Annotated in this window: 24 protein-coding genes; 10 read left to right on the forward strand and 14 right to left on the reverse strand. The window is 71.3% G+C overall.

Features of this window, described 5'->3' with window-relative positions:
• Positions 1–216: 216 nt before the first annotated feature.
• From ACIGYR_RS20140 to ACIGYR_RS20170, 7 genes are all read right to left on the reverse strand, one after another.
• Positions 217–1,845, reverse strand: coding sequence for a dipeptide ABC transporter ATP-binding protein (locus ACIGYR_RS20140; protein ID WP_399597688.1), 1,629 nt, complete (start codon positions 1,843–1,845; stop codon positions 217–219).
• The gene (locus tag ACIGYR_RS20145) at positions 1,842–2,840 is read right to left on the reverse strand and encodes an ABC transporter permease (RefSeq protein ID WP_391840537.1); all 999 of its coding nucleotides are present in this window, start codon (positions 2,838–2,840) and stop codon (positions 1,842–1,844) included. Before ACIGYR_RS20145 ends, ACIGYR_RS20140 begins: the two co-directional genes overlap by 4 nt.
• On the reverse strand, positions 2,837–4,012 hold the full coding sequence (locus ACIGYR_RS20150) for an ABC transporter permease subunit (RefSeq protein WP_399597685.1): 1,176 nt from the start codon (positions 4,010–4,012) through the stop codon (positions 2,837–2,839). Before ACIGYR_RS20150 ends, ACIGYR_RS20145 begins: the two co-directional genes overlap by 4 nt.
• A gap of 4 nt (positions 4,013–4,016) precedes the next feature.
• Positions 4,017–5,735: an ABC transporter substrate-binding protein gene (locus ACIGYR_RS20155; RefSeq protein WP_399597682.1), complete on the reverse strand. Its 1,719-nt coding sequence runs from the start codon at positions 5,733–5,735 to the stop codon at positions 4,017–4,019.
• Between the two features lie 189 nt (positions 5,736–5,924).
• On the reverse strand, positions 5,925–6,020 hold the full coding sequence (locus tag ACIGYR_RS20160; protein ID WP_391840533.1) for an Ms4533A family Cys-rich leader peptide: 96 nt from the start codon (positions 6,018–6,020) through the stop codon (positions 5,925–5,927).
• A gap of 57 nt (positions 6,021–6,077) precedes the next feature.
• Entirely contained in the window at positions 6,078–7,514 is a 1,437-nt protein-coding gene (locus tag ACIGYR_RS20165; protein ID WP_399597678.1) for a DUF3152 domain-containing protein, read from the reverse strand.
• A gap of 8 nt (positions 7,515–7,522) precedes the next feature.
• Positions 7,523–8,518 carry an alpha/beta fold hydrolase gene (locus ACIGYR_RS20170; protein WP_391840530.1) on the reverse strand — a complete coding sequence of 332 codons (996 nt, stop codon included), beginning with the start codon at positions 8,516–8,518 and terminating at the stop codon, positions 7,523–7,525.
• A 197-nt stretch (positions 8,519–8,715) separates the two neighbouring features.
• On the opposite strand from ACIGYR_RS20170, the gene ACIGYR_RS20175 reads away from it, so the two are divergent.
• The 4 genes from ACIGYR_RS20175 to ACIGYR_RS20190 all read left to right on the forward strand — a co-directional run bounded on the left by ACIGYR_RS20175 (position 8,716) and on the right by ACIGYR_RS20190 (position 10,594).
• A complete protein-coding gene (locus tag ACIGYR_RS20175; protein ID WP_391840528.1) occupies positions 8,716–8,949 on the forward strand; it encodes a hypothetical protein in 234 nt (77 codons plus the stop codon).
• 156 nt (positions 8,950–9,105) lie between these two features.
• Positions 9,106–9,747 carry a TetR/AcrR family transcriptional regulator gene (locus ACIGYR_RS20180; protein WP_030346233.1) on the forward strand — a complete coding sequence of 214 codons (642 nt, stop codon included), beginning with the start codon at positions 9,106–9,108 and terminating at the stop codon, positions 9,745–9,747.
• A 180-nt stretch (positions 9,748–9,927) separates the two neighbouring features.
• Entirely contained in the window at positions 9,928–10,155 is a 228-nt protein-coding gene (locus ACIGYR_RS20185; protein WP_391840526.1) for a DUF3107 domain-containing protein, read from the forward strand.
• A gap of 169 nt (positions 10,156–10,324) precedes the next feature.
• On the forward strand, positions 10,325–10,594 hold the full coding sequence (locus ACIGYR_RS20190) for a hypothetical protein (protein WP_391840524.1): 270 nt from the start codon (positions 10,325–10,327) through the stop codon (positions 10,592–10,594).
• 131 nt (positions 10,595–10,725) lie between these two features.
• Here ACIGYR_RS20190 and ACIGYR_RS20195 read toward each other — a convergent pair whose 3' ends face one another.
• Positions 10,726–11,472: a ferritin-like fold-containing protein gene (locus tag ACIGYR_RS20195; RefSeq protein ID WP_399597673.1), complete on the reverse strand. Its 747-nt coding sequence runs from the start codon at positions 11,470–11,472 to the stop codon at positions 10,726–10,728.
• Between the two features lie 508 nt (positions 11,473–11,980).
• Here ACIGYR_RS20195 and ACIGYR_RS20200 point away from each other — a divergent pair.
• Together ACIGYR_RS20200 and ACIGYR_RS20205 are read left to right on the forward strand one after the other, a co-directional pair.
• On the forward strand, positions 11,981–14,851 hold the full coding sequence (locus ACIGYR_RS20200; RefSeq protein ID WP_399598635.1) for a DEAD/DEAH box helicase: 2,871 nt from the start codon (positions 11,981–11,983) through the stop codon (positions 14,849–14,851).
• Between the two features lie 228 nt (positions 14,852–15,079).
• Entirely contained in the window at positions 15,080–15,979 is a 900-nt protein-coding gene (locus ACIGYR_RS20205; protein WP_399597671.1) for an alpha/beta fold hydrolase, read from the forward strand.
• A gap of 29 nt (positions 15,980–16,008) precedes the next feature.
• Here the strand turns inward: ACIGYR_RS20205 and ACIGYR_RS20210 are convergent, their stop codons facing one another.
• A complete protein-coding gene (locus ACIGYR_RS20210; protein WP_391841028.1) occupies positions 16,009–16,914 on the reverse strand; it encodes an NYN domain-containing protein in 906 nt (301 codons plus the stop codon).
• 208 nt (positions 16,915–17,122) lie between these two features.
• On the opposite strand from ACIGYR_RS20210, the gene ACIGYR_RS20215 reads away from it, so the two are divergent.
• Positions 17,123–17,275, forward strand: a complete 153-nt coding sequence (locus tag ACIGYR_RS20215) for a hypothetical protein (protein ID WP_399597668.1) — start codon at positions 17,123–17,125, stop codon at positions 17,273–17,275.
• A gap of 56 nt (positions 17,276–17,331) precedes the next feature.
• On the opposite strand, the gene ACIGYR_RS20220 is transcribed toward ACIGYR_RS20215, so the two are convergent.
• From ACIGYR_RS20220 to ACIGYR_RS20230, 3 genes are all read right to left on the reverse strand, one after another.
• Positions 17,332–17,937 carry a MarC family protein gene (locus ACIGYR_RS20220; protein WP_399597665.1) on the reverse strand — a complete coding sequence of 202 codons (606 nt, stop codon included), beginning with the start codon at positions 17,935–17,937 and terminating at the stop codon, positions 17,332–17,334.
• 86 nt (positions 17,938–18,023) lie between these two features.
• Positions 18,024–18,881 carry a PHP domain-containing protein gene (locus tag ACIGYR_RS20225; protein WP_391840510.1) on the reverse strand — a complete coding sequence of 286 codons (858 nt, stop codon included), beginning with the start codon at positions 18,879–18,881 and terminating at the stop codon, positions 18,024–18,026.
• Positions 18,882–19,068: 187 nt separating this feature from the next.
• Positions 19,069–19,710: a DUF6758 family protein gene (locus ACIGYR_RS20230; protein ID WP_391840509.1), complete on the reverse strand. Its 642-nt coding sequence runs from the start codon at positions 19,708–19,710 to the stop codon at positions 19,069–19,071.
• Between the two features lie 170 nt (positions 19,711–19,880).
• On the opposite strand from ACIGYR_RS20230, the gene ACIGYR_RS20235 reads away from it, so the two are divergent.
• The gene (locus ACIGYR_RS20235) at positions 19,881–21,104 is read left to right on the forward strand and encodes an MFS transporter (protein WP_391840507.1); all 1,224 of its coding nucleotides are present in this window, start codon (positions 19,881–19,883) and stop codon (positions 21,102–21,104) included.
• Between the two features lie 53 nt (positions 21,105–21,157).
• On the opposite strand, the gene ACIGYR_RS20240 is transcribed toward ACIGYR_RS20235, so the two are convergent.
• Complete coding sequence (locus tag ACIGYR_RS20240; RefSeq protein WP_399597661.1) at positions 21,158–21,742, reverse strand: suppressor of fused domain protein; 585 nt, start codon at positions 21,740–21,742, stop codon at positions 21,158–21,160.
• Positions 21,743–22,245: 503 nt separating this feature from the next.
• On the opposite strand from ACIGYR_RS20240, the gene ACIGYR_RS20245 reads away from it, so the two are divergent.
• Together ACIGYR_RS20245 and ACIGYR_RS20250 are read left to right on the forward strand one after the other, a co-directional pair.
• Positions 22,246–23,370, forward strand: coding sequence for a magnesium and cobalt transport protein CorA (locus ACIGYR_RS20245; protein ID WP_391840503.1), 1,125 nt, complete (start codon positions 22,246–22,248; stop codon positions 23,368–23,370).
• Positions 23,371–23,410: 40 nt separating this feature from the next.
• Entirely contained in the window at positions 23,411–23,926 is a 516-nt protein-coding gene (locus tag ACIGYR_RS20250) for a hypothetical protein (RefSeq protein WP_399597658.1), read from the forward strand.
• Positions 23,927–24,167: 241 nt separating this feature from the next.
• Here the strand turns inward: ACIGYR_RS20250 and ACIGYR_RS20255 are convergent, their stop codons facing one another.
• Positions 24,168–24,911: a hypothetical protein gene (locus tag ACIGYR_RS20255; protein WP_399597655.1), complete on the reverse strand. Its 744-nt coding sequence runs from the start codon at positions 24,909–24,911 to the stop codon at positions 24,168–24,170.
• Between the last annotated feature and the right edge of the window lie 61 nt (positions 24,912–24,972).

Raw genomic sequence — 24,972 nt, forward strand, 5'->3', positions numbered from 1 at the left:
CGAGTTTCAGAGGCGTGGGGGGGGGGGGGGGGGGGGGGCGGGGGGGGCGGGCGCGGGGGGGGGGGGGGGGGGGGGGGGGCCCCCCCCCCCCACCAAAAGGGGTGAACGGTCGTAACTTTCCCGTGCGGGTGGCGTTCCGTCGCGCTATGGATTCAGACGGTGATCGCACGAGCGCGAAACGTTACGCCACCCGGGCGCGGGCTCCGGTGCCGGGCGTCAGGCCGGCACCGCTTCGCGCCGGGCGGCGCGGCGGCCGGCCGCCAGCTCCGGGTCGAGAGCGGGTACGGCGGCCAGGAGCTGCTTGGTGTACGGCTCGCGCGGGCTGTCGTAGACCTCGTCGGCGGGCCCGTACTCGACGAGCCGGCCGCGCCGCATCACCGCCACCCGGTCGCTGACCTGGCGGACGACGGCGAGGTCGTGCGCGATGAAGACGAGCGCCAGGCCGAGTTCCCGCTGGAGCTCGCCGAGCAGGGCGACCACCTGGGCCTGGGTCGTGACGTCGAGCGCGGAGACGGGCTCGTCGCAGACGATGACGCGCGGCTCGGCGGCGAGCGCCCGCGCGATGCCGATGCGCTGGCGCTGTCCGCCGCTGAACTCGTGCGGGTAGCGGTCGTAGTGCGCCCTGTCGAGCCCCACGCGCTCCAGCAGTTCCATCACGCGCCCCCGGATGCGCGCCTCGTCGCTCCCCCATGCTCGGCTTCGCGCGCGCGGGGAGAGCCCCGCCCCGCGTGCGCGGAGCGGGTCGGCGATGGACTCGCCCACGCTGCGGCGTGGGTTGAGGGAGGAGACGGGGTCCTGGAAGACCATCTGGACGGCCGGATTCACGCCGGTGTGCGGGCGCCCTTCATGGCGGATCTCGCCGGCGGTCGGCTCCAGCAGTCCCACGAGCATGCGGCCGAGTGTGGTCTTGCCGCTGCCGCTCTCGCCGACCACGCCGAGGGTCTCCCCGCGCCGGACGGTCACCGAGACGCCGTCCACGGCGGCGAAGGCCCGCTTGCCGCGCCCGAACTCGCGCCGTACTCCGGCGGCCTCCAGTACCACCTCGTCGGTGGCCGGGGAGCCGGTCCGGCGGGCGTCCAGGCGCGGGACGGCGTCGAGCAGCCGGCGCGTGTACGCCTCGGCGGGTGCGGCGAGGACCGCGCCGACCGGGCCGCGCTCGACGGCCCTGCCGTGCCGCATGACGAGGATGTCGTCCACGCTCTCGGCGGCCACGCCCACGTCATGGGTGACGAGCAGCAGGCCCATGCCGGTCTCCTCGCGCAGCGCGTGCAGCAGATCGAGGATCTGGGCCTGGACGGTGACGTCGAGGGCGGTGGTCGGCTCGTCGGCGATCAGCAGGTCCGGCTCGCAGGCGAGGGCCATGGCGATGAGGGCGCGCTGGCGCATGCCGCCGCTGAACTCGTGCGGGCGGGACCGGGAGCGCCGTTGAGCGTCCGGGATTCCCACCCTTTCCAGCACCTCGACGGCACGCGCGCGTGCGGCACGGCGCGACACGCGCGTGTGGACGCGGTGCACCTCGGCTATCTGGTCGCCGATCGCGTAGTACGGGTCGAGCGAGGACAGCGGGTCCTGGAAGACCATGGCGGCCTTGGCGCCGCGCAGCCCGCGCAGTTCCTCGTCGGAGGCCGCCTGGACGTCGGTGCCGGCCACCCGCACCGAGCCGCCGACCCGGGCTCCGGTGCCCCGGTGCAGGCCCAGCAGGGCACCCGCGACCGTGGACTTGCCGGAGCCGGACTCGCCGACCAGGGCGAGGGCAGCGCCCTCCGCCAGGCTGAAGGAGAGCTTGTCCACGGCGCGCAGGGCGCCGAATTCGACGGTCAGGTCCGTCACTTCCACCAGGCTCATGCGAGCACCACCCGTCGGTCGGCCACCGCGTACAGGACGTCCGCGAGGGCGTTGGCGAGGACCACGAAGAAACCGGTGACCAGGACCATGCCGACGACCACCGGCAGGTCGACGACCTTCACCGCGTGCACCAGCTCCTGGCCGATGCCCGGCAGACCGAAGAGGGTCTCGGTGAGGACGGCGCCACCGACGGCCGAGCCGAAGGTGACCGCGTTGAGCGCGATGACGGAGGCCGTCGCGCCGCGCAGCGCGTGCCGGGCGATCACCGCGCGCTCGCCGACGCCGTACGCGCGGAACGTACGGATGTGGTCCTCGGCCAGCGTCTCCAGCATCGACGCCCGGGTCAGCCGGGCGAAGTTGGCCGCCTCGATGAGGGCCAGGGAGAGCCACGGCAGCAGCAGGTTCCACGCCCACTGCTCGGGGTCGTCGGTGAAGTCCACGTACTGCGGGAAGGGCAGCAGCTGGAGTTCACCGCAGACGACGATCATCAGGACGAGGCCGATGACGAAGACGGGCGTGGCGACGCCCACCAGGGTGACCGCGGTCAGCACGCGCTCGGAGAACCGGCCCCGCCGCCAGGCGGACAGCACGCCGGTGCCGACGCCGAGCAGCAGCCAGATCACCATCGCGCCGAGCACCAGGGAGAAGCTCACCGGCAGCTTGGTCAGGATGATGTCGGTGACCTGCTGGTCGGTCTGGTACGACTGGCCGAGGCAGGGTGCCGAGCAGTGTTCGACGGAGGTGCCGGTCGAGAAGTCCTGGCCGACGAAGAGTCCCTGCAGGAAGTGCCAGTAGCGCACGTACAGCGGGTCGTCGAGGTGGAGTTGCTCGGCCACCTGGTGGACCTGGGCCGGGGAACAGCGTGGGCCGCAGGTGATCTGGGCGACGTTGCCGGGGGTGACGTAGAAGACGACGTAGATGATCACCGACAGGACGAACAGGGTGATCACGGCGCCGACGACCCGGCGCAGGACGAACCCGGTGAAGCCGTTCACGCCCGGTCCTCCTTCGCCGCCCATACGCGGTTCTCCTTCTCCGCGACGGCGGCCGCGTCCGGTTTCGGCACGGCCCTCTGCGCATCCGCACCCGGCTTCGGTACGGCCCTCTCCGCATCCGCGTCCGGCTTCGGCACCGCCCTCTGCGCATCCGCACCCGGCTTCGGTACGGCCTTCTCCGCGCGGGTCTCCCGCTTGCGGCCGGTGCCGACGTGCAGGCGGGAGGCGGCGCGCGGGTCCAGGGCGACCCGGACGCCGTCGCCGAACACGGTCATCGCGAACACGGTCGCGAACAGGGCGAGGGCGGGCAGCAGCAGGTACTGCGGAGCCGCCTGGTACCAGACGTCGGCGGAGGTGAGCATCTGGCCCCAGGAGGGCGTGGGCGGCTTCACGCCGACGCCGAGGAAGGACAGGGCCGCCTCGGCGCTGATGTTCTGCGGGATCAGCAGCGCGGCGTACGTGATGACCGGCGCGGCCAGGCCCGGGAGCAGCTCGCGTACGGCGGTCCGCCAGGTGCTCCAGCCGCTGAGCCGGGAAGCGGAGACGTAGTCGAGGTTCTTGAGGGCGAGGGTCTGCGCGCGCACCATCTTCGCCGTCGTGCTCCACCCGGAGACCAGCGAGATGATCAGCGCGACGAGTACGGGCCGCGGAAAGCCGCTGGGCACGACGGCCAGCAGCGCGAGAGCCATGATCATCAGCGGCATCGAGATGAAGATGTCGGTGATGCGGCTCAGGACCAGGTCGACCCAGCGGTTGCCCAGTCCGGCGGCAACTCCCATGACGACGCCGAAGACGACCTGCACCAGCGTGGCACCGAGCGACACGCCGAGCGAGACCCGCGCGCCGTACACCAGCCGGGCGAACATGTCGCGTCCGGTCTGCGGCTCGACACCCAGCCAGTGGTCGGCGCTCGCGCCGCCGAGGGAGCCGATGGGCACGCCCCCGCGGGCGGAGTCGATCAGGGCGGGGTGGTAGGTGGTGGGGTCCTGGCCCTCCAGGGCGGTGAGCAGCGGCGCGGCGAGCGCGACCAGGACGAGCAGTGCCACGACGGCCGCGGCGACCAGGGCGGCGCGCTGCGCCCGCAGCCGCCGCCAGAACTGACGTGCCCCCGAGACCGCCGGGACTGAGGTGTCCGTCCCGGCGGTCTCGACGGCGGCAAGTGCCTCGCTCACGGCGCTACTTCACCGCGACCTGGGAGATGTCCAGGACACCGGTCCAGTCGCTGATGACGACGTTCTTGACGTCCTCGCCGTACAGACGCTTGTAGACCGGGTGGAACAGCGGCACGACGAGGGCCTTCTCGCCGATCTTCTTGTCCAGTGCGCCCCACCGGGCGGCGGCGGCGTCAAGATCGGTCAACTTGTTGATCGCGTCAATCTCGTCATTGACCGACTTGTCGTTCAGCAGGCCCGTGTTGAAGTTCGCGCCGTCCTTGACGATCTGCCGGCCGTCGAAGATGGGCGCGAGGAACGGCCCGCCGGAGGGCCAGTCGGCACCCCAGTGGGCGAGGAAGAAGCCCGGCTCGGTCTTCACGCTGTGGATCTTGTCCCGGTAGTCGTTGTCCTCCAGGCCCTGCAGCTTGACCGTGATGCCGGCCTTCTTGAGCGCGTCCTGGATGGCGGTGGCGATCTCCGGGCTGGTCTCGAAGTTCTTGTCGTTGGAATGCGTGAGCGTGATGGTCAGCCCGTTCTTGTGACCGGCCTGCTTCAGCAGTTCCTCGGCCTTCTCCGCATTGCCGGACCTGCCGGCCGGGAACGGGTCGTACGGCGTGTGACCGAAGGACTTCTGGTCGGGCAGGAAGGTGGTGGCGGGCTCGGCGAGGGCGCTGCCGCCGGCCGCGTTGACCACGGAGGACCGGTCGAGGGCGTACGCGATGGCCTGGCGCACCTTGGGGTCGTCGAACGGCTTCACGGTCGGGTTGAACGCGATGTAGTTCGTGTAGCCGAAGTGGCCGGTGCCCACGCGTGCGGCGAGTTCCTTGTCACCGCTGACCTTGGCGAGTTCAGCCGGGCCGAGGTTGGTGTCCGTGGTGACGGCGGCGGCGTCCGTACCCTGCGACGCGGACAGCCGCTGGTTGATCACCGAGGAGTCGAGGCCGGAGCGCACGTCGATGGTGTCCGGGTACGCCTTGCGCTCGGCGTCGGTCGCGGCCGACCAGTTCGGGTTGCGCTCCAGGACGAGGTGCTCGCCGTCGTTCTCGTTCTTGACGACCTTGTAGGGACCGGAGGAGACGGGGTGCGACTCGTACTTGGTGCCCGTGTCCTTGTCCTTGGGCACCGGGGTGAACTGTGTCTGCGTGGCCAGGTACGGGAACTCGCCCTCGGACTTGTCCAGGTGGAAGACGATGGTCCGGGAGTCCGGCGTCTCGATGGACGACAGGCCCTTCTTGTCCTTGTACGGCCCCTGGTAGCCGGCGGCCCCGACCAGCCAGTCGCGCAAGTAGGGAGCGCCCCCGGAGAGTTCGGAGGCGAAGGAGCGCTCGATGCCGTACTTGACGTCGGCCGAGGTGATCGGCGTGCCGTCCTCGTACTTCAGGCCCTTCTTCAAGGTGTACGTCCACACGGTCGCGTCCTTGTTGGGGTGCCCGGTGTCGGTGGCGAGGTCCGGGACGACCTCGGCGCCGGCCGCGCCGTTCTCGCGGTTGCGCGTGGTGAGGGTGCGGAAGACGAGCGAGGGAACGTTTCCACCACCGGAGGTGTACAGGCGCGCGGGGTCGAAGTCGCTCTGCGGCTCGGAGTTCAGGACCGTGAGCGTGCCGCCCTTGTGGGGCGTGGAGTCGCCACCGGAGCCCTTGGCATCGCTGTCCTTCGGGCCGCAGGCGGCGGCGCCCGCTGCCACGACCAGGCTGACGGATGCCGCTGCCAGGCGGCGCGCTATGACGGACGGTTGACGCATCGGAAAGACGACCTCTCGGGGTGACGAGTCGGGGTTGATCGAGGGTTTCTCGATAACTGAGACATGTGGACGAGGAGTGAGACGGCTGCGGACAGACGTCGGCCCCGGCGTCGGGTCGTCGAAGAGTCCGTGACAGGGTCACGGACAAAAGGGGAAAAGGGTCGCGACGCGAACGCCGGGCAGGCGGCGTCAGCGACAGTCGATGTCGGCCACGCAGAGTGCGGTCACGCCGATGAGCGCCAGCTCGATGGCGGCGCTCGCACGGACGGCATGACTAGACCACATGGGCAGAAATATGAACGACCACACATGCTGATGTCAATGTGACATAAGCGGTCTTCGTCAACTGCCGGGATAGGGCCACGGGTTGGGTCGGCAGTGGATTCCGTCGTGGTCCAGGAACTTCGTCTGCTGCTGCATGACGGGCGCCAGCGCGCCGTCCTTCTGGCAGGTCACGTGCCCGTTCCCGAGTCGGTGCCCGACTTCATGGTTGATCAACATCTGCCGGTACGGATGGATCCGGTCACCGTACGTCGTGCTGCCTTGAGCCCACCGGTACGCATTGATCATGACGCGCTCGGTGGCGGCCGAGTCGCAGGAGACGTTGTCCTCCGTGGTGTCCAGGCCGGACTTGGCGCACCACTCGGCGGTGGTGCCGGGGCTGGCCAGGGTGATCACGAAGTCGGGTTTGCCGGAGGAGACGCGCTCGAAGGTACGGGCACCGCCGTGGGCCCAACTGCGCTTGTCGTTCAGCGTCTTCTGCACGGCTTCGGCGAACAGGGCGCCGTCCAGCCCCAGCCCCTGCTCGACATCGACGCGGTACTGGTATTTCTGCCCGGTGCCCGGCGCCTTGTCGAGGCCGGGCACGGCGTCGAACTTCCCCGACCCCGTCAGCTTGGCGTCCAGCGGGTACTTCTCGCCCATCTTCTGGTCGTACGTCAGCGTCACCGCGCTCGGCACGGCGCCGGGCGTCGGTTCACCGGAGGCCCGCGTGTCTCGGTCCTGGCCGGTGGCGGACCCTGACGGCACATCGCCGTCGGCGCGCCCCTGGGCCACCTGCCCGGCGACGACCAGCGCGAGCACGGTGGTGACGGCAGCCGCCGCGATGCCGGTGAAGGCCCACCCCTTGGTCCCGCCGCGCCGCGTGGGCACACCGACGCCGTCCACCGCGGTGACGGACGCCTGCGGCGCCTCGGCCGACTGCCCGTCGGTACGGCGCGTCCGGCCCGCGTCGGCCGCGAGTACCCCGGTGGCCCCGTTGCCCCGGGCACTCCGGGTGTCCCGGGGGCCGTCGTCGCCGCCGGCGAAGGCGTCGAGGTAGTCCTGCCGGGGGCCGGGACCGCGTCCCGGCCCGCCCGGCCCCGCCTGTCGCTGCCGCGGCAGCACCACACCGGCCCCACCGGCACCGGCCGGCCGCCCGGAGAGCTCTCCCCAGCCGCCCCCGGCTTCCCGCTGCTCGGGATGCCCGCCCCGCGCGGGAGCGCCTTCCCGGAAACCCGGCACACCGCGCGCGGGGGTGCCGTCAGAAGGCATGGGCGTGCCGCGCGCGGGGGTGCCGCCAGAAAGCCGGGGCACACCGCGCGCGGGGGTGCCGTCAGGAAGCCGGGCTGTGCCCTGCGTCGCCGGAGTGCCCTCCGGCGGCAGGGGTGTGCCGTCTCCCTGGCCGTCGGAGCCTGCGCCCCGCCGGCCCCCCTGGTTCTCCCGCCGGTTCTCCCGACTTGCGGTTATGTTTACGGAATCGCTCTTCGGAGCCGGTCCGCGGCGGCTGTGGCGTCCCACCCCGGCCCTCAGCTCCCCGCGCCCACGGCAGTGGCGGCGACACCCTCGGAGTCGGTCGCCCGCGCCAGGAGTTCCCGGAACGCGTCGGCCACCACGTCGGGGTACTCCATCATCGCCACATGCCCGGCGTCCGGCAGGGACAGCAGACGGCGGTCACGGAAGGAGCGGGCCGCCCTGCGGGCCATGCGGAAGCCCACCAGCTGGTCCCGGCCGCCGTAGATCAGCAGGGTGGGGGCCAGCACCCGCTCCGCCTGGCGCCACAGCCCGTGCTGGCCGCCGAGCGTGTAGGCGTTGACGATCCCGCGCGCGGAGCGGGCCATCGCGTCCCAGAAGTAAGGCAGTTGCAGCCGCCGCTCCAGCTCCTCCACGGCGTGCTGGAACGCCTCCGGCGAAACCCGCCCGGGGTCGCCGTAGCAGAGCGCCATGACGCCGCGCACCCGCTGCTCGGCCGTCCACTCCTTGGTGAACCGGGTGAAGAGGGCGGCGATGCCGGGCACCGCGAGCAGCCCCGTCGGCACCGCGGTGCGCTGGATGCGCAGCTCCGGCAGGGCGGGCGAGACCAGCGTGAGCGTGCGGACGAGGTCGGGGCGTACGGCGGCCACGCGTGTGGCGACCGCGCCGCCGAGCGAGTTGCCGAAGAGGTGGACCGGCCCGCGGCCGGCCGCGTCCAGATGACGGATCACCGCGCGCGCGTGCCCGGTGACGGAGTAGTCGCCGTCGTCCGGGGGCGGCGAGTCGCCGAAGCCCGGCAGGTCGAGCGCCTCGCTGTCGACGACGCCGTCCAGCTCGGCCATGAGCGACGACCAGTTCTGCGAGGAGCCGCCCAGCCCGTGGACGTACAGCGCGGGCGGCAGGCCCTCGCGCGCGGGGGGCCGGGAACGGATCGCCAGGGTGACGCCGGGAAGGCCCACGGACCGCAGCCGCTCGCCCTCGCCGACCCGGACGGGCGCCACCCGGGGAAGCACACTGGCGGCCGACAGGGAGGGCGACTCGGTCGAAGACATGCGGCAATGTTACGAGGTGATCACGTCGAGATCCGTGTGTTCGCCGTCACAGATTGAGCCGTTCGCACTGGGAGAACCGGTGAGCCGACGGGCCTGACGGCATGGCGTCCCGATCAGCTGTCTCCTAGGCTCGTACACAGGGCACCCGCATGTGGCCCCTGCCGGTTTCAGGGACGTTCGTAGGAAGGGAGCCCACCATGGCCTATGACCCCACCGAGCCCGACGCGATCGAGGACATCGCCGACCTGGCGGCCGACGCGGTGCCGGAGATCGACGTCGAGGCACCTGAGGTGGACGCCGTCGAGCAGCACGCGGACATCGCGCCGGACCGCGACGACCCGCTGACGGATGTGGATCCGGAGCGTGGGAACGAGGCCGATCTCATCGAACAGGCGCGCGTGGTCTCACTCGACGAGGACGACTACCGCTGACCTCGCGGGACCCGTCCGGCGGCCTGGGGGGCGCCGCACGGCTTTCGCCGTCGTCCGGTACGTGAAATTCTGCGCTCGCACCGCGCACACCACGGTTACCGAAAAGTACGATGGCCGCGCGGCCGACACCGCATGTGGACGACTTTGGGAGGCGGCGTGACAGCCATCGAGCAAACTGAGGCGGCACGCCCACGCGGCACCCGTCTGCCGCGCCGAGCCCGGCGGAACCAGCTGCTGGGTGCCGCTCAGGAGGTTTTCGTCGCGCAGGGCTACCACGCGGCGGCCATGGACGACATCGCCGAGCGCGCCGGCGTGAGCAAGCCGGTGCTGTACCAGCACTTCCCCGGCAAGCTCGACCTCTACCTCGCCCTGCTGGACCAGCACTGCGAGTCGCTGATCCAGGCGGTGCGCAGCGCCCTGGCGTCGACGACCGACAACAAGCAGCGCGTCCGGGCGACCATGGACGCCTACTTCGCGTACGTGGAGGACGACGGCGGAGCCTTCCGGCTGGTCTTCGAGTCCGACCTGACGAACGAGCCCGCGGTACGCGAGCGCGTGGACAAGGTCACCAACGAGTGTGCCGAGGCGATCTGCGACGTCATCGCCGAGGACACGGGCCTGTCGCGCGCGGAGTCGATGCTGCTGGCCTCCGGTCTCGGCGGACTCGCCCAGGTGGTCGCCCGCTCCTGGCTGCACAGTGACCGCAGCGTCCCGCGTGACCAGGCGGTGCAGCTGCTGACCTCGCTGGCCTGGCGCGGCATCGCCGGATTCCCGCTGCACGGCACCGAGCACCACTGACGGCCGAGCACCACTGACGGGCCGAGCGCCACCGACGCCCGCTCGCTTGCGGGTTTGTTCCCGCGCGGTGTTCGCTCCTGGCGTTCCGGCCCGCAGCGTGTACGTCCCCTCACCGGGCTAATGTGTGCGGAGTACGGCGCGATGATCGCGCACATCACTGACCGTCGGAGGGACATAGCCGTGGAGGTCAAGATCGGCGTGCAGCACGCGCCCCGCGAGATCGTTCTGGAGAGCGGTCAGAGCGTCGAGGAGGTCGAGCGCCTGGTGAACGACGCGCTGTCCGGGAAGACGCAGCTGCTGAGCCTCCAGGACGAGAAGGGTCGCAGGATCCTGGTGCCGACGGAGCGTCTGGCGTATGTGGAGATCGGCGAGCCCACCGTGCGCAAGGTGGGTTTCGGCACGCTCTGAGCCGAAGTCGTCACAAGGGCCCGGCGGCCATGTGCCGCCGGGCCCTTCCGTATGACGGTGCGCACGTACGGAGCACAACTTCTCCACAGCCGATGATTGCAATCCGCAGGTCACGGGTATGACGGGCTACGACCGTCGAACCAGAACGGCCGTGGGAGGGACCCCCGACATGATCCTGGAAGCACTCGGCTCCGCCGTGCTCGGTCTGATCCTCGCCTGGGCGGCGGCGCATCGTCTCGCCCACCGGCTGCCGACCCGCCCGCTGGTGTACGCGACGGGCGTCGCCGGAGCCCTCTTCGGCGACTTCGTCACCCACACCGCCCTGGGCCCCGGCACCGCCGTACTCAGCATCCTGGGCGCCGCTGTCATCTCGGTGGCGTCCCTGTCCCTGCTCCTCCGCCCGGCGGGCCGCCTGCGCCGACGATCGGCGACCGCGTAGGCGCCTCCCCCAGCGGGCCGGGACACGGCACCCCACAAGGGGCTGCGCAGGGGGCGGGGAACGGCGCGACCGGTCACGACGCACCCGCGGTCGTGAGCACCCCGCGTCCCGCACCCACCCGTCACCGAGCGCTAAGCGGCCAGGCCCAGCGCGGCCATCCGCTTCGTGTGCGCCTCCGTGATCCGCGAGAACATCCTTCCGACCTCGGCCAGATCGAAGCCGTCGGCCACGCCTCCCACGAGCATCGTGGACAGCGCGTCCCGGTCGGCGACGACCCGCTGCGACTGCGACAGGGCCTCGCCCATCAGCCGTCGCGCCCACAGGGCCAGCCTGCCGCCCACGCGCGGGTCGGCGTCGATGGCCGCGCGCACCTTCTCCACCGCGAACCCGGCGTGCCCCGTGTCGTCGAGCACGGCGAGCACCAGCTCGCGCGTGTCCGAGTCGAGGCGGGCCGCGACCTCACGGTAGAAGTCGCTCGCGATGGAGTCGCCGACGTATGCCTTGACCAGACCCTCCAGCCAGTCCGAGGGCGCGGTCTGCCGGTGGAAGCCGTCCAGCGCGGCCACGAACGGGTCCATCGCGGCCGTCGGCTCCTCGCCGATCTCGGCCAGCCGGCCCCGCAGCCGCTCGAAGTGGTGGAACTCGGCCGAGGCCATCTTCGCCAGCTCCGCCTTGTCCGCGAGGGTCGGCGCCAGCTTGGCGTCCTCCGCGAGCCGTTCGAACGCCGCCAGCTCCCCGTACGCGAGCGCGCCGAGCAGGTCCACGACCGCGGCACGGTACTGCGGGTCGACGGACGCCTGCGCCCAGTCCTGGGCGGCGACACCGGTGGGTTCGGCGGCTTCGGAGGACGCGTTCTCAGGCTTGTCAGAGCTAGTCATGAGGCGCACAATAGCCCGCTCAGCGCCCCCCTCACCTCCGTGGTCGATCACTGTGACCACGACTACGTGACGAATTCGGCCATCGCATGTGCGCGAATCCGGGGTATGGTGGTAAAGCGCCAGCTGAGTGCGTCGACGGTGTTCGACGTGTCCGGACAGGGCGCACGCACGAGGATGCCCGGTCGGTGGCCCGATCGGCTCCGACCTGACAGCCCTCCCTGGCCGTACGCCGCAGTACGTACGTACGGCCGGAGGGACACCCTCAGCGGTACGAGCGCTAGAGCGTCGGCAGAGGTCCCGTGTCATACGGCTTGCCCGAGTGGTTCGTCCGTACGGCAGCCGACGTCCCCCGGCACGGTCAGACATGACCCCCCGCGCGCTCGCCTCGCACCGCGCACACAGAAGAGGCAGCACCCTGACTACGACGTTCCGAGACCTCGGGATCCTCCCCGAGACCGCCGAAGCCCTTGAAGCCGTCGGCATCACCACCCCCTTCCCCATCCAGGAGATGACGCTCCCCGTCGCCCTTTGCGGCACGGACGTCATCGGCCAGGCCAAGACCGGCACCGGCAAGACGCTGGGCTTCGGCCTCCCGCTCCTGGAGCGCGTCACCGTCCCCGCCGACGTCGAGGCCGGACGCGCCACCCCCGAAGCGCTCACCGAGGCCCCGCAGGCACTGGTCGTCGTTCCCACGCGCGAGCTGTGCACCCAGGTCACCAACGACCTGCTGACGGCCGGCAAGGTCCGTAACGTGCGCGTGCTGGCGATCTACGGCGGCCGGGCCTACGAGCCCCAGGTCGAGGCCCTGAAGAAGGGCGTCGACGTGGTCGTCGGCACCCCGGGCCGCCTCCTCGACCTCGCGGGCCAGAAGAAGCTGAACCTGAAGCACGTCAAGAGCCTGGTCCTCGACGAGGCCGACGAGATGCTCGACCTGGGCTTCCTGCCCGACGTCGAGAAGATCATCAACATGCTGCCGGTCAAGCGGCAGACCATGCTGTTCTCGGCGACCATGCCGGGCGCGGTCATCGGCCTCGCCCGCCGCTACATGTCCCGGCCCACGCACATCCGCGCCACCGCGCCGGACGACGAGGGCGTGACGGTCGCGAACATCAAGCAGTTCGTCTACCGCGCGCACAACATGGACAAGCCGGAGATGGTCTCCCGGATCCTGCAGGCCGACGGCCGCGGACTGGCGATGATCTTCTGCCGCACCAAGCGCACGGCCGCCGACATCGCCGAGCAGCTGGAGCGCCGCGGCTTCGCCTCCGGCGCGGTCCACGGCGACCTCGGCCAGGGCGCCCGCGAGCAGGCGCTGCGCGCGTTCCGCAACGGCAAGGTCGACGTGCTCGTCTGCACCGACGTCGCCGCGCGCGGCATCGACGTCGAGGGCGTGACCCACGTCATCAACTACCAGTCCCCCGAGGACGAGAAGACGTACCTGCACCGGGTCGGCCGCACCGGCCGCGCGGGCGCCAAGGGTACGGCGATCACCTTCGTCGACTGGGACGACATCCCGCGCTGGCAGCTGATCAACAAGGCGCTGGAGCTGGACTTCAACGACCCGGTGGAGACGTACTCGAGCTCCCCGCACCTGTTCTCCGACCTCGGTATCCCCAAGGGCACCAAGGGCACCCTGCCGCGCTCCGAGCGGACCCGCGCCGGTCTGGGCGCGGAGGAGCTGGAGGACCTGGGCGAGACCGGCGGACGGGGCGCGCGTGGCCGTGGCCGCGGCCGTGACGACCGCGGTGACCGTGCCGAGGCGCCCCAGGCCGAGCGTGAGCGTCCGGCCCGTACGCCGCGCCGTCGCCGCCGCACCCGCGGCGGAGCGGCGGTGGACGCCTCCCCCGCCGTGTCGGCGCCGGCCGCGGAGACTGCCGGTACGGCCGAGACTGCCGGTACGGAGGACTCCCAGGCAGCGACCCGCACCCCGCGCCGTCGCCGTCGTACGCGCAACGGGGCGTCCACGCAGCCGGTGACGGCCGCCGCGGCGCCCACGACCGCCGACGAGACCAGCGCCGTCGCGACCACCGTCGAGACCACCGCCGTCGAGGCCGTGGCAACGGCGGAGGGCACGGCCGTCCTGGAGGCCCCGGAGAAGCCGCGCCGCCGCCGGACACGGAAGTCGGCGGCGACCGAGCCGGTGCTCGCGGACGCCCCGGTGACCGAGGCGGTCACGCCCGCTCCGGTGACCGAGCCGACGGAAGCGAAGTCGCCGGCGGCCGAGCCGGTGACCGAGCCCGTGCTCGCGGACGCCCCGGTTGCGGAGCCCGAGGCCGCTCCGGTCGCGGAGACCAAGCCGCGCCGCCGCACGCGGAAGGCGGCACAGCCGGTGACCGAGGCGGAAGCGGCGGCGGACACGGCCGCGCCCACCGAGGCGAAGCCGCGCCGCACCCGCAAGACCGCGGCTGCGGCCGAGGCCCCCGCGGACACCGCCGAGGCCACGGAGACCAAGCCCCGCCGCACCCGCAAGACGGCCGCGCCCACCGCGACCGCACCGGATGCAGCCGAAGCGGAAGCCGAGGCCAAGCCCCGCCGCACGCGGAAGACCGCGGCAGCCGCCGAGGCCCCCGCGGACACCGCCGAGGCCACGGAGACCAAGCCCCGCCGCACCCGCAAGACGGCCGCGCCCACCGCGACCGCACCGGATGCAGCCGAAGCGGAAGCCGAGGCCAAGCCCCGCCGCACGCGGAAGACCGCGGCAGCCGCCCAGGCCGCCGCCGACACCGCCGAGGCCACGGAGACCAAGCCCCGCCGCACGCGGAAGACCACAGCTGCGGCCGAGGCCCCCGCGGACACCGCCGAGGCCACCGAGGCCAAGCCCCGCCGCACCCGCAAGACCGCGGCAGCCGCCGAGGCCGCCGCCGACACCGCCGAGGCCGCGGAGACCAAGCCCCGCCGCACCCGCAAGACGGCCGCGACCACCGCGACCGCACCGGAAGCAGCCCAAGCGGAAGCCGAGGCCAAGCCCCGCCGCACGCGGAAGATCGCGGCAGCCGCCCAGGCCGCCGCGGACACCGCCGAAGGCACGGAGGCCAAGCCGCGCCGGACCCGCAAGGCCGCCGCGACCACGGCCGAGGCGCCCGAGGCGGAGGCCAAGCCGCGCCGCACCCGCAAGACCGCGGCTGCCGCCGTGGAGGCGGTCGACGGCGACACGGTCGTCGCTGCTCCCCAGGCACGACGGCCCCGCAAGGCCGTTGCCGAGGCGGCCGCTCCGGAGATTCCGGCGCAGGCCACCGAGGAGCCGGGGACCAAGCCGCGGCGCCGGACCCGCACGACGGCGGCTTCCGCTGCCGAGGCGTCCGGTGAGAGCGCCGAGACGACGCCCAAGCCGCGCCGGACCCGCAAGGCCACGGCGGCCGTGGAGGCCGCCGAGAGCTGATCCGGCTGCCGCACACGCGGTGGCGCAAGCCGATCCGATGGCCGGGTTCACGACAGTGGACCCGGCCATCGGCGTTCCCGGCCGAATCCGCACACGCGCCTCGCTGCGCGCCGCTCCCCTCCGCCGCACCTCGCGCGACACACCCGGGCCCCTCCCCCACCCCAGTGAGCCCCAGACCCGCCGCACCCGGGCTCCGCATGCCCGCCTCCGCCGGATAGCCTCTCCCCCATGAGCAGGCCCGCCACCTTTGTCCCGCCCGCCGGTGCGCGTGCGTACTTCCTTCGGACGGCTCGTGGGGAGTTCGCCGTGGTCGACGCTCCCGTGGCCGTCGGTGTGGAGCCCAGGGGCGTCGCGCTGCTGCTGCCGGGGTTCACCGGGAGCAAGGAGGACTTCAACCCGCTGCACGTGCCGCTCGGCGAGCGCGGATACCGCACCGTCGCCGTGGACGGGCGGGGCCAGTTCGAGTCGGACGGACCCGCGACGGACGAGTCGGCTTACGCGCAGGAGGAGTTGGCGCGGGACGTACTCGCGCAGGCGGAGGCGCTCGGCGGCCCGGTGCATCTGCTGGGGCACTCCCTCGGCGGTCAGATCACGCGCGCGGCCGTACTGCTCGACCACTCGCCCTTCCTGTCGCTCACCCTGATGTCCTCCGGCCCGGCACAGATCTCGGCGTCCCAGCAGGAACGCGTGAAACTGCTGCGGGACGCGCTCGCCGTGCTGAGCATGGCGGAGGTGTGGGAGGCGATCCAGGCGATGGAGCCGCCGGAGGAGACGGACACGCCCTCACTCGATGCCGGACTGGACGACCGGGACGACCTGCGGCGCCGCTGGCTGGCCACCAAGCCCGCCCAACTCCTCTCCACGGGGCGCCAGTTGTGCACGGAGCCGGACAGGGTGGCCGAACTGGCCGCCGTGGGGCTGCCGTTCCACGTGTTGTCGGGTGCGCAGGACGACACCTGGCCGCTGCCGCTGCTCGATGACATGGCGGTACGACTGGAGGCGCGGCGGACGGTCGTCGAGGGTGCCGAGCACTCGCCCAACACCGACCGCCCGCTGGAGACCGCCCGGGCGATCGCCGATTTCTGGGACGACGCCGCGGCAGAGCGGCGGATCAGGCCCGCGCCGTAGGACGGGTGGCTACGCCCCGGACCGGGCGGCTAGTACTGCGCCTGCAGGTGACCCCAGAACCCGTCCCTGAGGGCGCGCCGCAGGTCCGCGTGGCCGCGCAGGGAGCACTGGAGCAGGCCCTCGGCCTCGACCAGCAGGTCCTGGTCGACGGAGCCGGGCAGATAGGGGTGGCCGGGGAGCAGTTCGACGAGGGCTTCACGGCCCCGGGAGGCCAGCCACCGCGCCGCGATCTGGGCGCCGACGAAGCGCACGTCCTCGCGGGCCGGGCGGTTGGCGCCGGTGGGGTCGTACGCGGCGGCGGAGCGCCGGGAGACGTACGGCTTGAAGAACTCCAGGTCGAAGGTGCGCTGGCTGTCAACCTCCCAGAGCAGTGGCTCGGCCTGGTTTCGGCCCTCGGGCGCCTCGATGCCCCAGAGGTGGACGCGGGCGCCGTAGCCCTGGGCCGCCTCGACCGCCGAGACCAGGTCCTCATCGCCGCCGAGGAGGGCCGCGTCGCTGATCGCGCGGTGCCTCGCCAGTGACTCCAGGTCCGAGCGGATGAGCGAATCGACGCCCTTCTGCTGGTTGTTGGCGTTGAGGTTGCCGAGGCGGACCTTGACGTCGGGCAGTTCGGCGATGGACTGCTGCTCGCCGGTGTGGATGCGGCGGCGGGCGCCGTCGTACCAGTAGACGCGCAGCAGCCGGCTGTCCGCGAAGATCGTGCGTGCCCTGTCGATCAGTGCGTCGATCAGCCCCTCGGCGTCCAGGTCGAAGGCGCGGCGGTCCTCGGTTCCGGCGACCAGCCGGCCGGCGGCGGCGTACAGATACCCCGCGTCGACGAAGATCGCGTGGGTCGAGGGCGTCTTGGCCACCTCGGCGAGCATGCGTTCCAGCAGCTCGTTCGTGTGGTCGATACGGGCGCCCAGGGCGGCCAGGTCGTCGTTCATCGTCTCCATTGTCCCGGTGGTCACAGTGCGAACACAACCGGTCCCTGTGGGTTCCTCAGACGCTGCTTACCAGTCAGTAATTAGCCGTTCGAAAAATTTCTTTAGCGTAGGGAATGTTCGTAACATGGGAAGCGTTGACTACGTACGACGCTGGATACACAGACGTCACACCGAGTAGTTCTCCTTCAGGAGGATGACCAGACGAAGGGAGAAGCCCATGCGCTTCGAAATCATGCGACTCGACGAGGTCGACGGCACCACCGTGGACAGCACCGTCGTGGACGCCGCCTCCGTCAACCGGATCGTTCAGCAGGCCGCCGCCGTAGGGCAGCGCCTGTGGATCCGCCCCTTCGAGACCACGGCCTCGTAACCCGCACGCGGGCTAACGCCACTCAAGCTTTCCGGGGGAGCCGAGCCGACGAGGGCTCAGCTCCCCCGGATCACCTGAGTGACCCCGTTGATGATCTGCTGGACCGCGATCGCGGAGAGCATCATGCCCGCGAGGCGCGTCACCAGGACGACACCCCCGTCCTTGATGACCCGGATGATCAGCAGCGAGTAACGCATCACCAGCCACAGCACGACATGGATCGTGAGGATCGCGGACCACACCGAGACCTGCGTGGTCACGCTGTCGGCCTTCTGCACGGCCAGGATCACGGACACGATCGCACCGGGCCCCGCCAGCAGCGGCATACCCAGCGGCACGAGCGCCACGTTGACGTCCTTGGTCTGCTTCGGCTCGTCGGTCTTGCCGGTGAGCAGATCCAGCGCGATCAGCAGGAGCAGCAACCCGCCCGCGATCATCAGCGCGGGCACGGACACGTGCAGGTAGTCGAGGATCTGGTGGCCCAGGACGCCGAAGACGGCGATGACCCCGCCCGCCACGCAGACGGCCTGGAAGGCCATCCGCTTCTGGACCTTGGCCGGCCGTCCGGCGGTCAGGGCGAGGAAGATCGGGGTGATCCCAGGGGGATCCATGATGACAAAAAGGGTCAGGAACAGGGAGCCGAAGATGGCGATGTCGAACATGGGCGTGCTACTGGCCTTGCTGGGAGAAAAGAAGTGAAACGGGCATGAAGGCGGCGTGAGCCGGCGCGGAAACGGCCCCGAGGGCCTCAGGCTCCGCCGGTACCCGGCACCGGGAACGCCCCGGTGGCCCGCCGGGTGATCTCCCCGTACACCTCGGGGTCGGTCGTGTACGCGCCCAGCGCCACGGTCTTGCGGCTGCCGTGGTAGTCCGAGGAGCCCGTGACCAGCAGCCCCGACTCCTTCGCCAGACCCCGCAGACGGGCCCGGGCGTCGAGGTCGTGGTCCATGTGGTCCACCTCGATGCCGTCCAGACCGGCCTCGGCCATCTCGGCGATACGGGGCTCCGGCACGGTACGGCCGCGCTTGGCGGCGGCCGGATGGGCGAACACACACACCCCGCCCGCGGCCTTGACCAGCCGGATCGCCTCGAAGGGGTCGGTCTCGTGCTTCGCCACGAAGGCTCGCCCGCCGTCCGCCAGCCACTCCTCGGTGAACGCGTCACTCACGGTCGGGACGACGCCCAGCTCCACCAGCGCGGTCGCGACATGCGGACGCCCCACGGAACCCCCGGCGGCGATCCGGTCGACCTGCTCCCAGGTGACCGGCACGCCCAGCGCGTTCAGCTTGGCGATCATGCCTTTGGCGCGCGGCACCCGGTCGTCCCGGACCAGCTCGCGCTCGGCGAGCAGGGCGGGCTCCTCGGGGTCGAAGAGGTAGGCCAGCAGATGCATCGAGACGCCGTCGACGCGGCAGGACAGCTCGGCACCGGTGACCAGGGTGAGCCCCTCGGGCAGCGCGGCGATCGCCTCGGCATACCCGCGGGTGGTGTCGTGGTCGGTCAGCGCGACGACGTCCAGTCCGGCCGCGGCGGCATTGCGCACCAGCTCGGCCGGGGTGTCCGTACCGTCGGAGGCCGTGGAGTGACAGTGCAGATCGATGCGCACGACGACTCCAGGCGATGACGGCAGGAAAGGGGGACACCCAAGGATAGCGGGGTTTTCGGACCGTCCTGTCACATCCGCAACCACCCGGCAACCCCTACACAGACGCCCTGAAGGGGCACGGGGAACCGCGCGCCCGGGCCACCATGGACCCGGCCGCCGACGGACAGAACCCCGGCATCCCGAGGCGTCACGGCCGGAGCAGGCGCGGCGACAACGCCCCGCAGGGCACCAGGTCTATCTCCGCCCCCGCGTCCCGCAGGTCGGTCAGCACCAGCTCGTCGTACATGAGCAGGCCGGCCTGTTCGGGCCACATCACCGCCCACAGCCACATGCCGAGCGCCTCACCGGCGAAGACGGCGCGGTCGTCGGGGGTGCGGTAGACATGCCACAGCGGGGTCGGGCGGCCGGCGGCCAGCACCTTGGCCTGCGGCGGCTTCTCCACGTTCATGAACGAACCCGGGTCCGGGCCGTCGATGCCCGCGTAGTGCGCGCCGAGGCCGACGCCCAGTTCCTCGGCGATCAGGATCAGCTCGCCGGGACCACCGAGCGGCCCCGGGCCCGAGCAGGCCACCGCCGTCGCACGGCCGCCGCTGCGGTCGTCACCGGCGTACGCGACACCCGTGAACAGCCATCCGACCGGAAGCGGCCACGGCATCCACACCGGCACCTGCGTGCGGTGCACGACGACGTTGAGCGCCTCGACACTGGGCGGGATCACAGGCTGCAGCGGATACACCGGGCCGTGCACATCGCACTGCCACGCATCGGCGAAGAGTCCGGGAGCCCTGACCCGGCCACCGCACTTCGGGCAACTGGGTTCGCCCCTCATAGGGCTCCACGGTCCTACCCCTGCCCGCCCACGTCAAGGACGATCACCCGTCCGGACGGAAGAGCCGACCACACGCCCGATCAGCCCGAATGAATGTAGCTTGCATTATTTAGGAGTGCTAACTTAATATGTGCATAGCACAACTACCTACCTGAGGACGGGAGAAGCACATGGATCCCCTCGACGCGGGAGCCGGCGGCATCCTGCGGCAGCCCAAGGCGGTCTGGGCCACGGCCGGCGCGTCCGTCGTCGCCTTCATGGGCATCGGCCTCGTCGACCCGATCCTGCCGTCGATCGCACAGGGCCTGCACGCCACCGCCAGCCAGGTGTCGCTGCTCTTCACCTCGTACTTCCTGATCACCGCCGTCGCCATGCTGCTGACCGGGTTCGTCTCCAGCCGCGTCGGCGGCAAGAAGACCCTGCTCGCGGGGCTCGCGCTCGTCGTGGTCTTCGCGGGGCTCGCCGGGACCTCGGACTCGGTCGGGCAGCTCGTCGGGTTCCGGGCCGGCTGGGGGCTCGGCAACGCGCTCTTCGTCTCCACCGCCCTCGCGGTCATCGTGGGCGCGGCGGCCGGCGGCAGCGCCGCGGCGATCCTGCTCTACGAGTCCGCCCTCGGCCTCGGCATGGCCTGCGGGCCGCTGCTGGGCGCCCTGCTCGGCAACGCCAGCTGGCGCTACCCCTTCTTCGGCACCGCCGCCCTGATGGCGATCGGATTCCTCTGCATCACGGCGTTCCTGAAGGAGCAGCCCAGGCCGGCGCGGAAGACCTCGATCCTCGACCCGGTCAAGGCGCTCGGCCACGGCGGCCTCGCCTCGGCGGCGGTCTCGGCGTTCTTCTACAACTACACGTTCTTCACCGTGCTGGCCTTCACCCCGTTCGTGCTGAACATGACCCCGTACAAGTCGGGCGGCGTGTTCTTCGCCTGGGGTGTGCTGCTCTCCCTGTTCTCGGTGATCGTCGCGCCGCGCATGCAGGCACGCTTCGGCTCGCTGAAGGTGCTCGGCGGCTCCCTGGTGCTGCTCGCGGCGGACGTGCTCGTGCTCGGCTACGGCAACCACACCGCGGCCGTCGTCTGCACGATCCTGTCCGGCGCCTTCATCGGCGTGAACAACACCGTCTACACCGAACTCGCCCTCGGCGTGTCGGACGCCCCGCGCCCGGTGGCGAGCGCGGGATACAACTTCGTCCGCTGGTTCGCCGCCGCCGCGGCGCCCTACTTCGCACCGAAGATCGAGGAGTGGACCGACATCCACATCCCGTTCGTGGTCGCCGCGGTCACCGCGGTGCTGGGCGCGGTGGTGGTCGTCGTACGGCGCCGGGCCCTCGCTCACGAGGCGGCGGAGCTGGAGCCGAGGCACGCGACCGAGGACGGGGTCGGCGTCTTCGCCAACTGACCGGATCTCACCTTACGTTGAGGTGAGATGGGTCACTGGGCGGACGGTGCGAGTCAGTCCAGCGGGACGGATCCGCGGACCGGGTCCCTCAGGTCCGTCCCGTTCGCGAGCCAGCGCTCCTGGAGGGCCTGGGCGCCGTGCACCCGCTTCCAGGCAGCCTCGTTCGGAGTCATCGGCAGCAGCGGCAGGAACCGTACGGGGTCCATCGGGGCGTCCAGTTCCAGGTCCTCCACGAGCCCGCCGGGCTCCCCCACGAGCACGGAGGTGAAGGGGGCGCCGGGCCACAGCGCCTCGCCCAGGTCCAGGGAGGCACCCGGCGTCACCACGAGGCCCTCCACCTGCGGGGTCGCGGCCAGCACGGCCAGCGGGCGGAGCACCTTGTCGGTGTCGGCGAGACCGGCGCGTACCGACAGGACCAGTTCGGCGCGCGGCCCCTCGACCGGGTCGGCGAGCATCGCCGTGGGCTCCGCCATGGGGTGCTGGGACATGCCGAGGGTGGCGTACCGGACGACGTCCCCCTCCTGGAAGCGGAGCACCTCGATGCGGTCCGTGCCGAGGAAGGTGACCGCGGCCCGGGCGTCCGGTTCGCCGAGCGCGGTGCTCAACCGGGCCTCGACCAGAGGAAGAACATCAGCCATGCGCTGAGCATAGAACTCGTCAGTAGCGAGCAAAGCGTCGCCTTGACAGTACGGGCGGCTGGTACTCTGAGCCGGTGGTTCGGGGCAGCGCGCCTGGGGGTGCCTTGAGGCACTGAGGGAGTCGCTATCGAGTCCCGACGCCGATGAGACTCCCTTACGAGGGACCGGCCGGAGGAGGTGGGGCTGTCATGGATCGAAGTCGACCGTGCAGTACCACTCGCTCTTCCGGCTGCTGATGTAGTTACCGGCTGGCGGCCGCCTTCCCTTGCAGCTCATCGTTCGGAAGAGCACTTCGTCTCGCTTTGCCTGATCTGTCTGATCTGAATCAGTTCTGCATCAGTAGCGAAGTCGCCACCGCGACGGTGCGGTGCTCCCCGCTTTGTGGACGTGCCAAACATCCTTCCCCTGACTCAACGGGGGGAGACCCCGCAGGACGTCCCCATTCCGGGTAGTTCCACCCATTGCCGTGCGCTTTCGCTGCCCGCCCGCGAAGGAGCCTGCCCATGTCGATGATCCGCGACCTGCGTGCCGTGGTCCGCCCGTCGTCCCGCGTCTCGCTGCGCAAGGACACCAGCGCCTCGTACGACACCACGCGCGATCCCGCGACGCCCTCGGCCGTCGTCGACTGCGCCGTCTACCGCGACGGCGCCCGGGTGCCGAGCGCCAAGCCGCTGACCCCGCAGGAGGCGATGCGGCAGGTGCGCCGCGACGGCGGCTTCGTCTGGATCGGCCTGCACGAGCCGACCGAGTCGGAATTCGCCGGTATCGCGAGCGAGTTCGGGCTGCACCCGCTGGCCGTCGAGGACGCGGTGCAGGCACACCAGCGGCCCAAGCTGGAGCGGTACGACGACTCGCTGTTCACCGTCTTCAAGACCATCCACTACGTGGAGCACGACCGGCTCACCGCCAACAGTGAGGTCGTCGAGACCGGCGAGGTCATGTGTTTCACCGGCCGGGACTTCTTCATCACCGTCCGGCACGGCGGCCAGGGCTCGCTGCGCGCCCTGCGGCACCGCCTCCAGGACGACCCGGAGCTGCTCATCAAGGGCCCTTCGGCCGTGCTGCACGCCATCGCCGACCATGTCGTGGACGGCTACATCGCGGTCGCCGACGCGGTGCAGGACGACATCGACGAGGTGGAGACGGAGGTCTTCTCGCCCGGCCGCAAGGGCGGGGTCTCGCGCGGTGTGGACTCGGCGCGCATCTACCAGCTCAAGCGCGAGGTCCTGGAGTTCAAGCGCGCGGTGGCGCCCCTGCTGCGGCCCATGCAGCTGCTGAGCGAGCGGCCGATGCGGCTGATCGACCCGGACATCCAGAAGTACTTCCGGGACGTCGCCGACCACCTCGCCCGGGTCCAGGAGCAGGTGCTGGGCTTCGACGAACTCCTCAACTCCATCCTCCAGGCCAACCTCGCGCAGGCGTCCGTCGCGCAGAACGAGGACATGCGCAAGATCACGTCCTGGGCCGCGATCGTCGCCGTACCGACGATGGTGTGCGGGGTGTACGGCATGAACTTCGACTACATGCCGGAGACGCACTGGCGGTTCGGCTACCCGGTGATCATGGCCATCACCGGGGTCATCTGCCTCGGCATCCACCGCACGCTGAAGCGCAACGGCTGGTTGTGAGGGTGCGGTGTGCGTGGCCGGCCTGGATAGGCTGGGGCGCATGACAAGCGAGCTGCTCGACCGGGCCCTCATCGAGGAGGCCGTGAAGAAGTCCGGCCTCGTCTGGGTCCGGGGCGCCGCCGCACCGGCCGCGCGTGCGCTGTGGCACGTGTGGCACGAGGGTGCGGTGTGCGTGGTCGGTGACGGGCCGGGTGAGCAGCCGCTGGAGGGGCTGGCCGACGGCGGCTCCGCCGAGGTGAGCGTCCGCAGCAAGGACAAGGGCGGCCGGCTGGTGACGTTCACGGTGACCGTGTCCGAGCCGGCTTCCGGCTCCGAGGAGTGGGAGGCGACGGTCGCCGAGCTGAAAGGCAAGCGGTTGAACGCCCCCGACGGGGAGCGGATGCCGGCCCGCTGGGCCCGCGAGTGCCGGGTGCTCCGCCTGGTGCCGACGGGCGCCGTGATCCCGGTGCCGCCGGGCAACCTGGCCGAACGTCCCGTGCCGACCTCGGCGACGACTCGCCGACCGGTACCGGCGGCCCTGCCGAAACTGCTGCTCAAGCGGCGGAACCGGAAGTGACGGGCGGCGAGCCTGAATCGGGCCACGAGCGGCGAGGGCGGTGAGGGCGGCGAGCCTGAATCGGGCCACGAGCTGGGAGCGGTGAGGAGCGGGAACGGCGGCGCGCCACGCCGCAACCCGCGGAGGCACCGCACCGGAACGTCATGATCTTCGACCACGCCGATCGTCTCCGCCGCCGTGGTGAGCAGTCACCGCGGCGGTGGTCGGCGGGGTCGGACCCGGCGTGCTGCCCGGCGGGGCCCTACGACGTCGGCAGTTGCTTGCCGTAGTCCACCGTTTCCGACTTGGCCGGCTTCTCGACGGTGAAGTCCTTGCCCCAGTCGGCGAAGCTGAGCGTCCCCGCGTCGCCGCCGCGGACGAGACGGAGGGGGTACGGCCGGCCCTGGAGGGAGACGTCCAGCGTGCCGCCGGAACCCTGGTCGCCGGTGATGCGGATCGTGCGGGTACCCGACTGGTCGGTGTGGTGGCCGTCCGTCGCCAGCGTGCCGTGCAGCGTCAGCAGACCGTCGAGGAGGACGTCCTTGTCCGTGAAGCCGCTGAACTTCCTGTACGCCGGGTCCCCCTGCGGCACCTTCACGTACTTGCCGTCCAGCTTGCCCGTGGCGCCGTCGCTGCCGTCGGCGTGGTTCCAGAAGTCCGCGTCGGCCTTCAGATACAGCTCCTGTCCCACCCGCAGCAGCTTGAAGGTCGACCCCTGCGAGGTCACCGATCCGCTTCCGCCGTCGGCCTTGAGCTGCATGTCCAGCCGGTACGTACGGCCGCTGGTGACCACGGTGCCGGACAGCCGTACGGTGGAGGCCGCGTCCGCCGCGGCCCGCGTCTTCGCCTCGATCCTGTCGGCGGACAGTTTGCCCACCCCGTTCGTCCCCGCGTCCGGATCGTCGCCGCCGCACCCCGACAGCACCATCGCTCCCGTCACGGTCAGTGCGCAGGTCGCGGTCACCAACGCGGTCCGGCGGGTACGGCCCCGGGGAATCGCAGTCACAGGTGGAGCTGCCTTTCTGACGGTTCCTGAGCGGCGTACCGCAGCGTACCGGTGCCCCGGC

Origin of the sequence: Streptomyces sp. NPDC053076 (assembly GCF_044546845.1) — a bacterium.
Lineage (GTDB): Bacteria > Actinomycetota > Actinomycetes > Streptomycetales > Streptomycetaceae > Streptomyces.

What these genes read in the sequence shown, in the direction of transcription:
- ACIGYR_RS20140 (WP_399597688.1), bottom strand. Translation starts at nt 1,845, where the DNA reads ATGAGCCTGGTGGAAGTGACGGACCTGACCGTCGAATTCGGCGCCCTG.
- ACIGYR_RS20155 (WP_399597682.1), bottom strand. Translation starts at nt 5,735, where the DNA reads ATGCGTCAACCGTCCGTCATAGCGCGCCGCCTGGCAGCGGCATCCGTC.
- ACIGYR_RS20160 (WP_391840533.1), bottom strand. Translation starts at nt 6,020, where the DNA reads ATGTGGTCTAGTCATGCCGTCCGTGCGAGCGCCGCCATCGAGCTGGCG.
- ACIGYR_RS20170 (WP_391840530.1), bottom strand. Translation starts at nt 8,518, where the DNA reads ATGTCTTCGACCGAGTCGCCCTCCCTGTCGGCCGCCAGTGTGCTTCCC.
- ACIGYR_RS20175 (WP_391840528.1), top strand. Translation starts at nt 8,716, where the DNA reads ATGGCCTATGACCCCACCGAGCCCGACGCGATCGAGGACATCGCCGAC.
- ACIGYR_RS20190 (WP_391840524.1), top strand. Translation starts at nt 10,325, where the DNA reads ATGATCCTGGAAGCACTCGGCTCCGCCGTGCTCGGTCTGATCCTCGCC.
- ACIGYR_RS20195 (WP_399597673.1), bottom strand. Translation starts at nt 11,472, where the DNA reads ATGACTAGCTCTGACAAGCCTGAGAACGCGTCCTCCGAAGCCGCCGAA.
- ACIGYR_RS20200 (WP_399598635.1), top strand. Translation starts at nt 11,981, where the DNA reads ATGACGCTCCCCGTCGCCCTTTGCGGCACGGACGTCATCGGCCAGGCC.
- ACIGYR_RS20205 (WP_399597671.1), top strand. Translation starts at nt 15,080, where the DNA reads ATGAGCAGGCCCGCCACCTTTGTCCCGCCCGCCGGTGCGCGTGCGTAC.
- ACIGYR_RS20210 (WP_391841028.1), bottom strand. Translation starts at nt 16,914, where the DNA reads ATGGAGACGATGAACGACGACCTGGCCGCCCTGGGCGCCCGTATCGAC.
- ACIGYR_RS20215 (WP_399597668.1), top strand. Translation starts at nt 17,123, where the DNA reads ATGCGCTTCGAAATCATGCGACTCGACGAGGTCGACGGCACCACCGTG.
- ACIGYR_RS20220 (WP_399597665.1), bottom strand. Translation starts at nt 17,937, where the DNA reads ATGTTCGACATCGCCATCTTCGGCTCCCTGTTCCTGACCCTTTTTGTC.
- ACIGYR_RS20230 (WP_391840509.1), bottom strand. Translation starts at nt 19,710, where the DNA reads ATGAGGGGCGAACCCAGTTGCCCGAAGTGCGGTGGCCGGGTCAGGGCT.
- ACIGYR_RS20235 (WP_391840507.1), top strand. Translation starts at nt 19,881, where the DNA reads ATGGATCCCCTCGACGCGGGAGCCGGCGGCATCCTGCGGCAGCCCAAG.
- ACIGYR_RS20240 (WP_399597661.1), bottom strand. Translation starts at nt 21,742, where the DNA reads ATGGCTGATGTTCTTCCTCTGGTCGAGGCCCGGTTGAGCACCGCGCTC.
- ACIGYR_RS20245 (WP_391840503.1), top strand. Translation starts at nt 22,246, where the DNA reads ATGTCGATGATCCGCGACCTGCGTGCCGTGGTCCGCCCGTCGTCCCGC.
- ACIGYR_RS20250 (WP_399597658.1), top strand. Translation starts at nt 23,411, where the DNA reads ATGACAAGCGAGCTGCTCGACCGGGCCCTCATCGAGGAGGCCGTGAAG.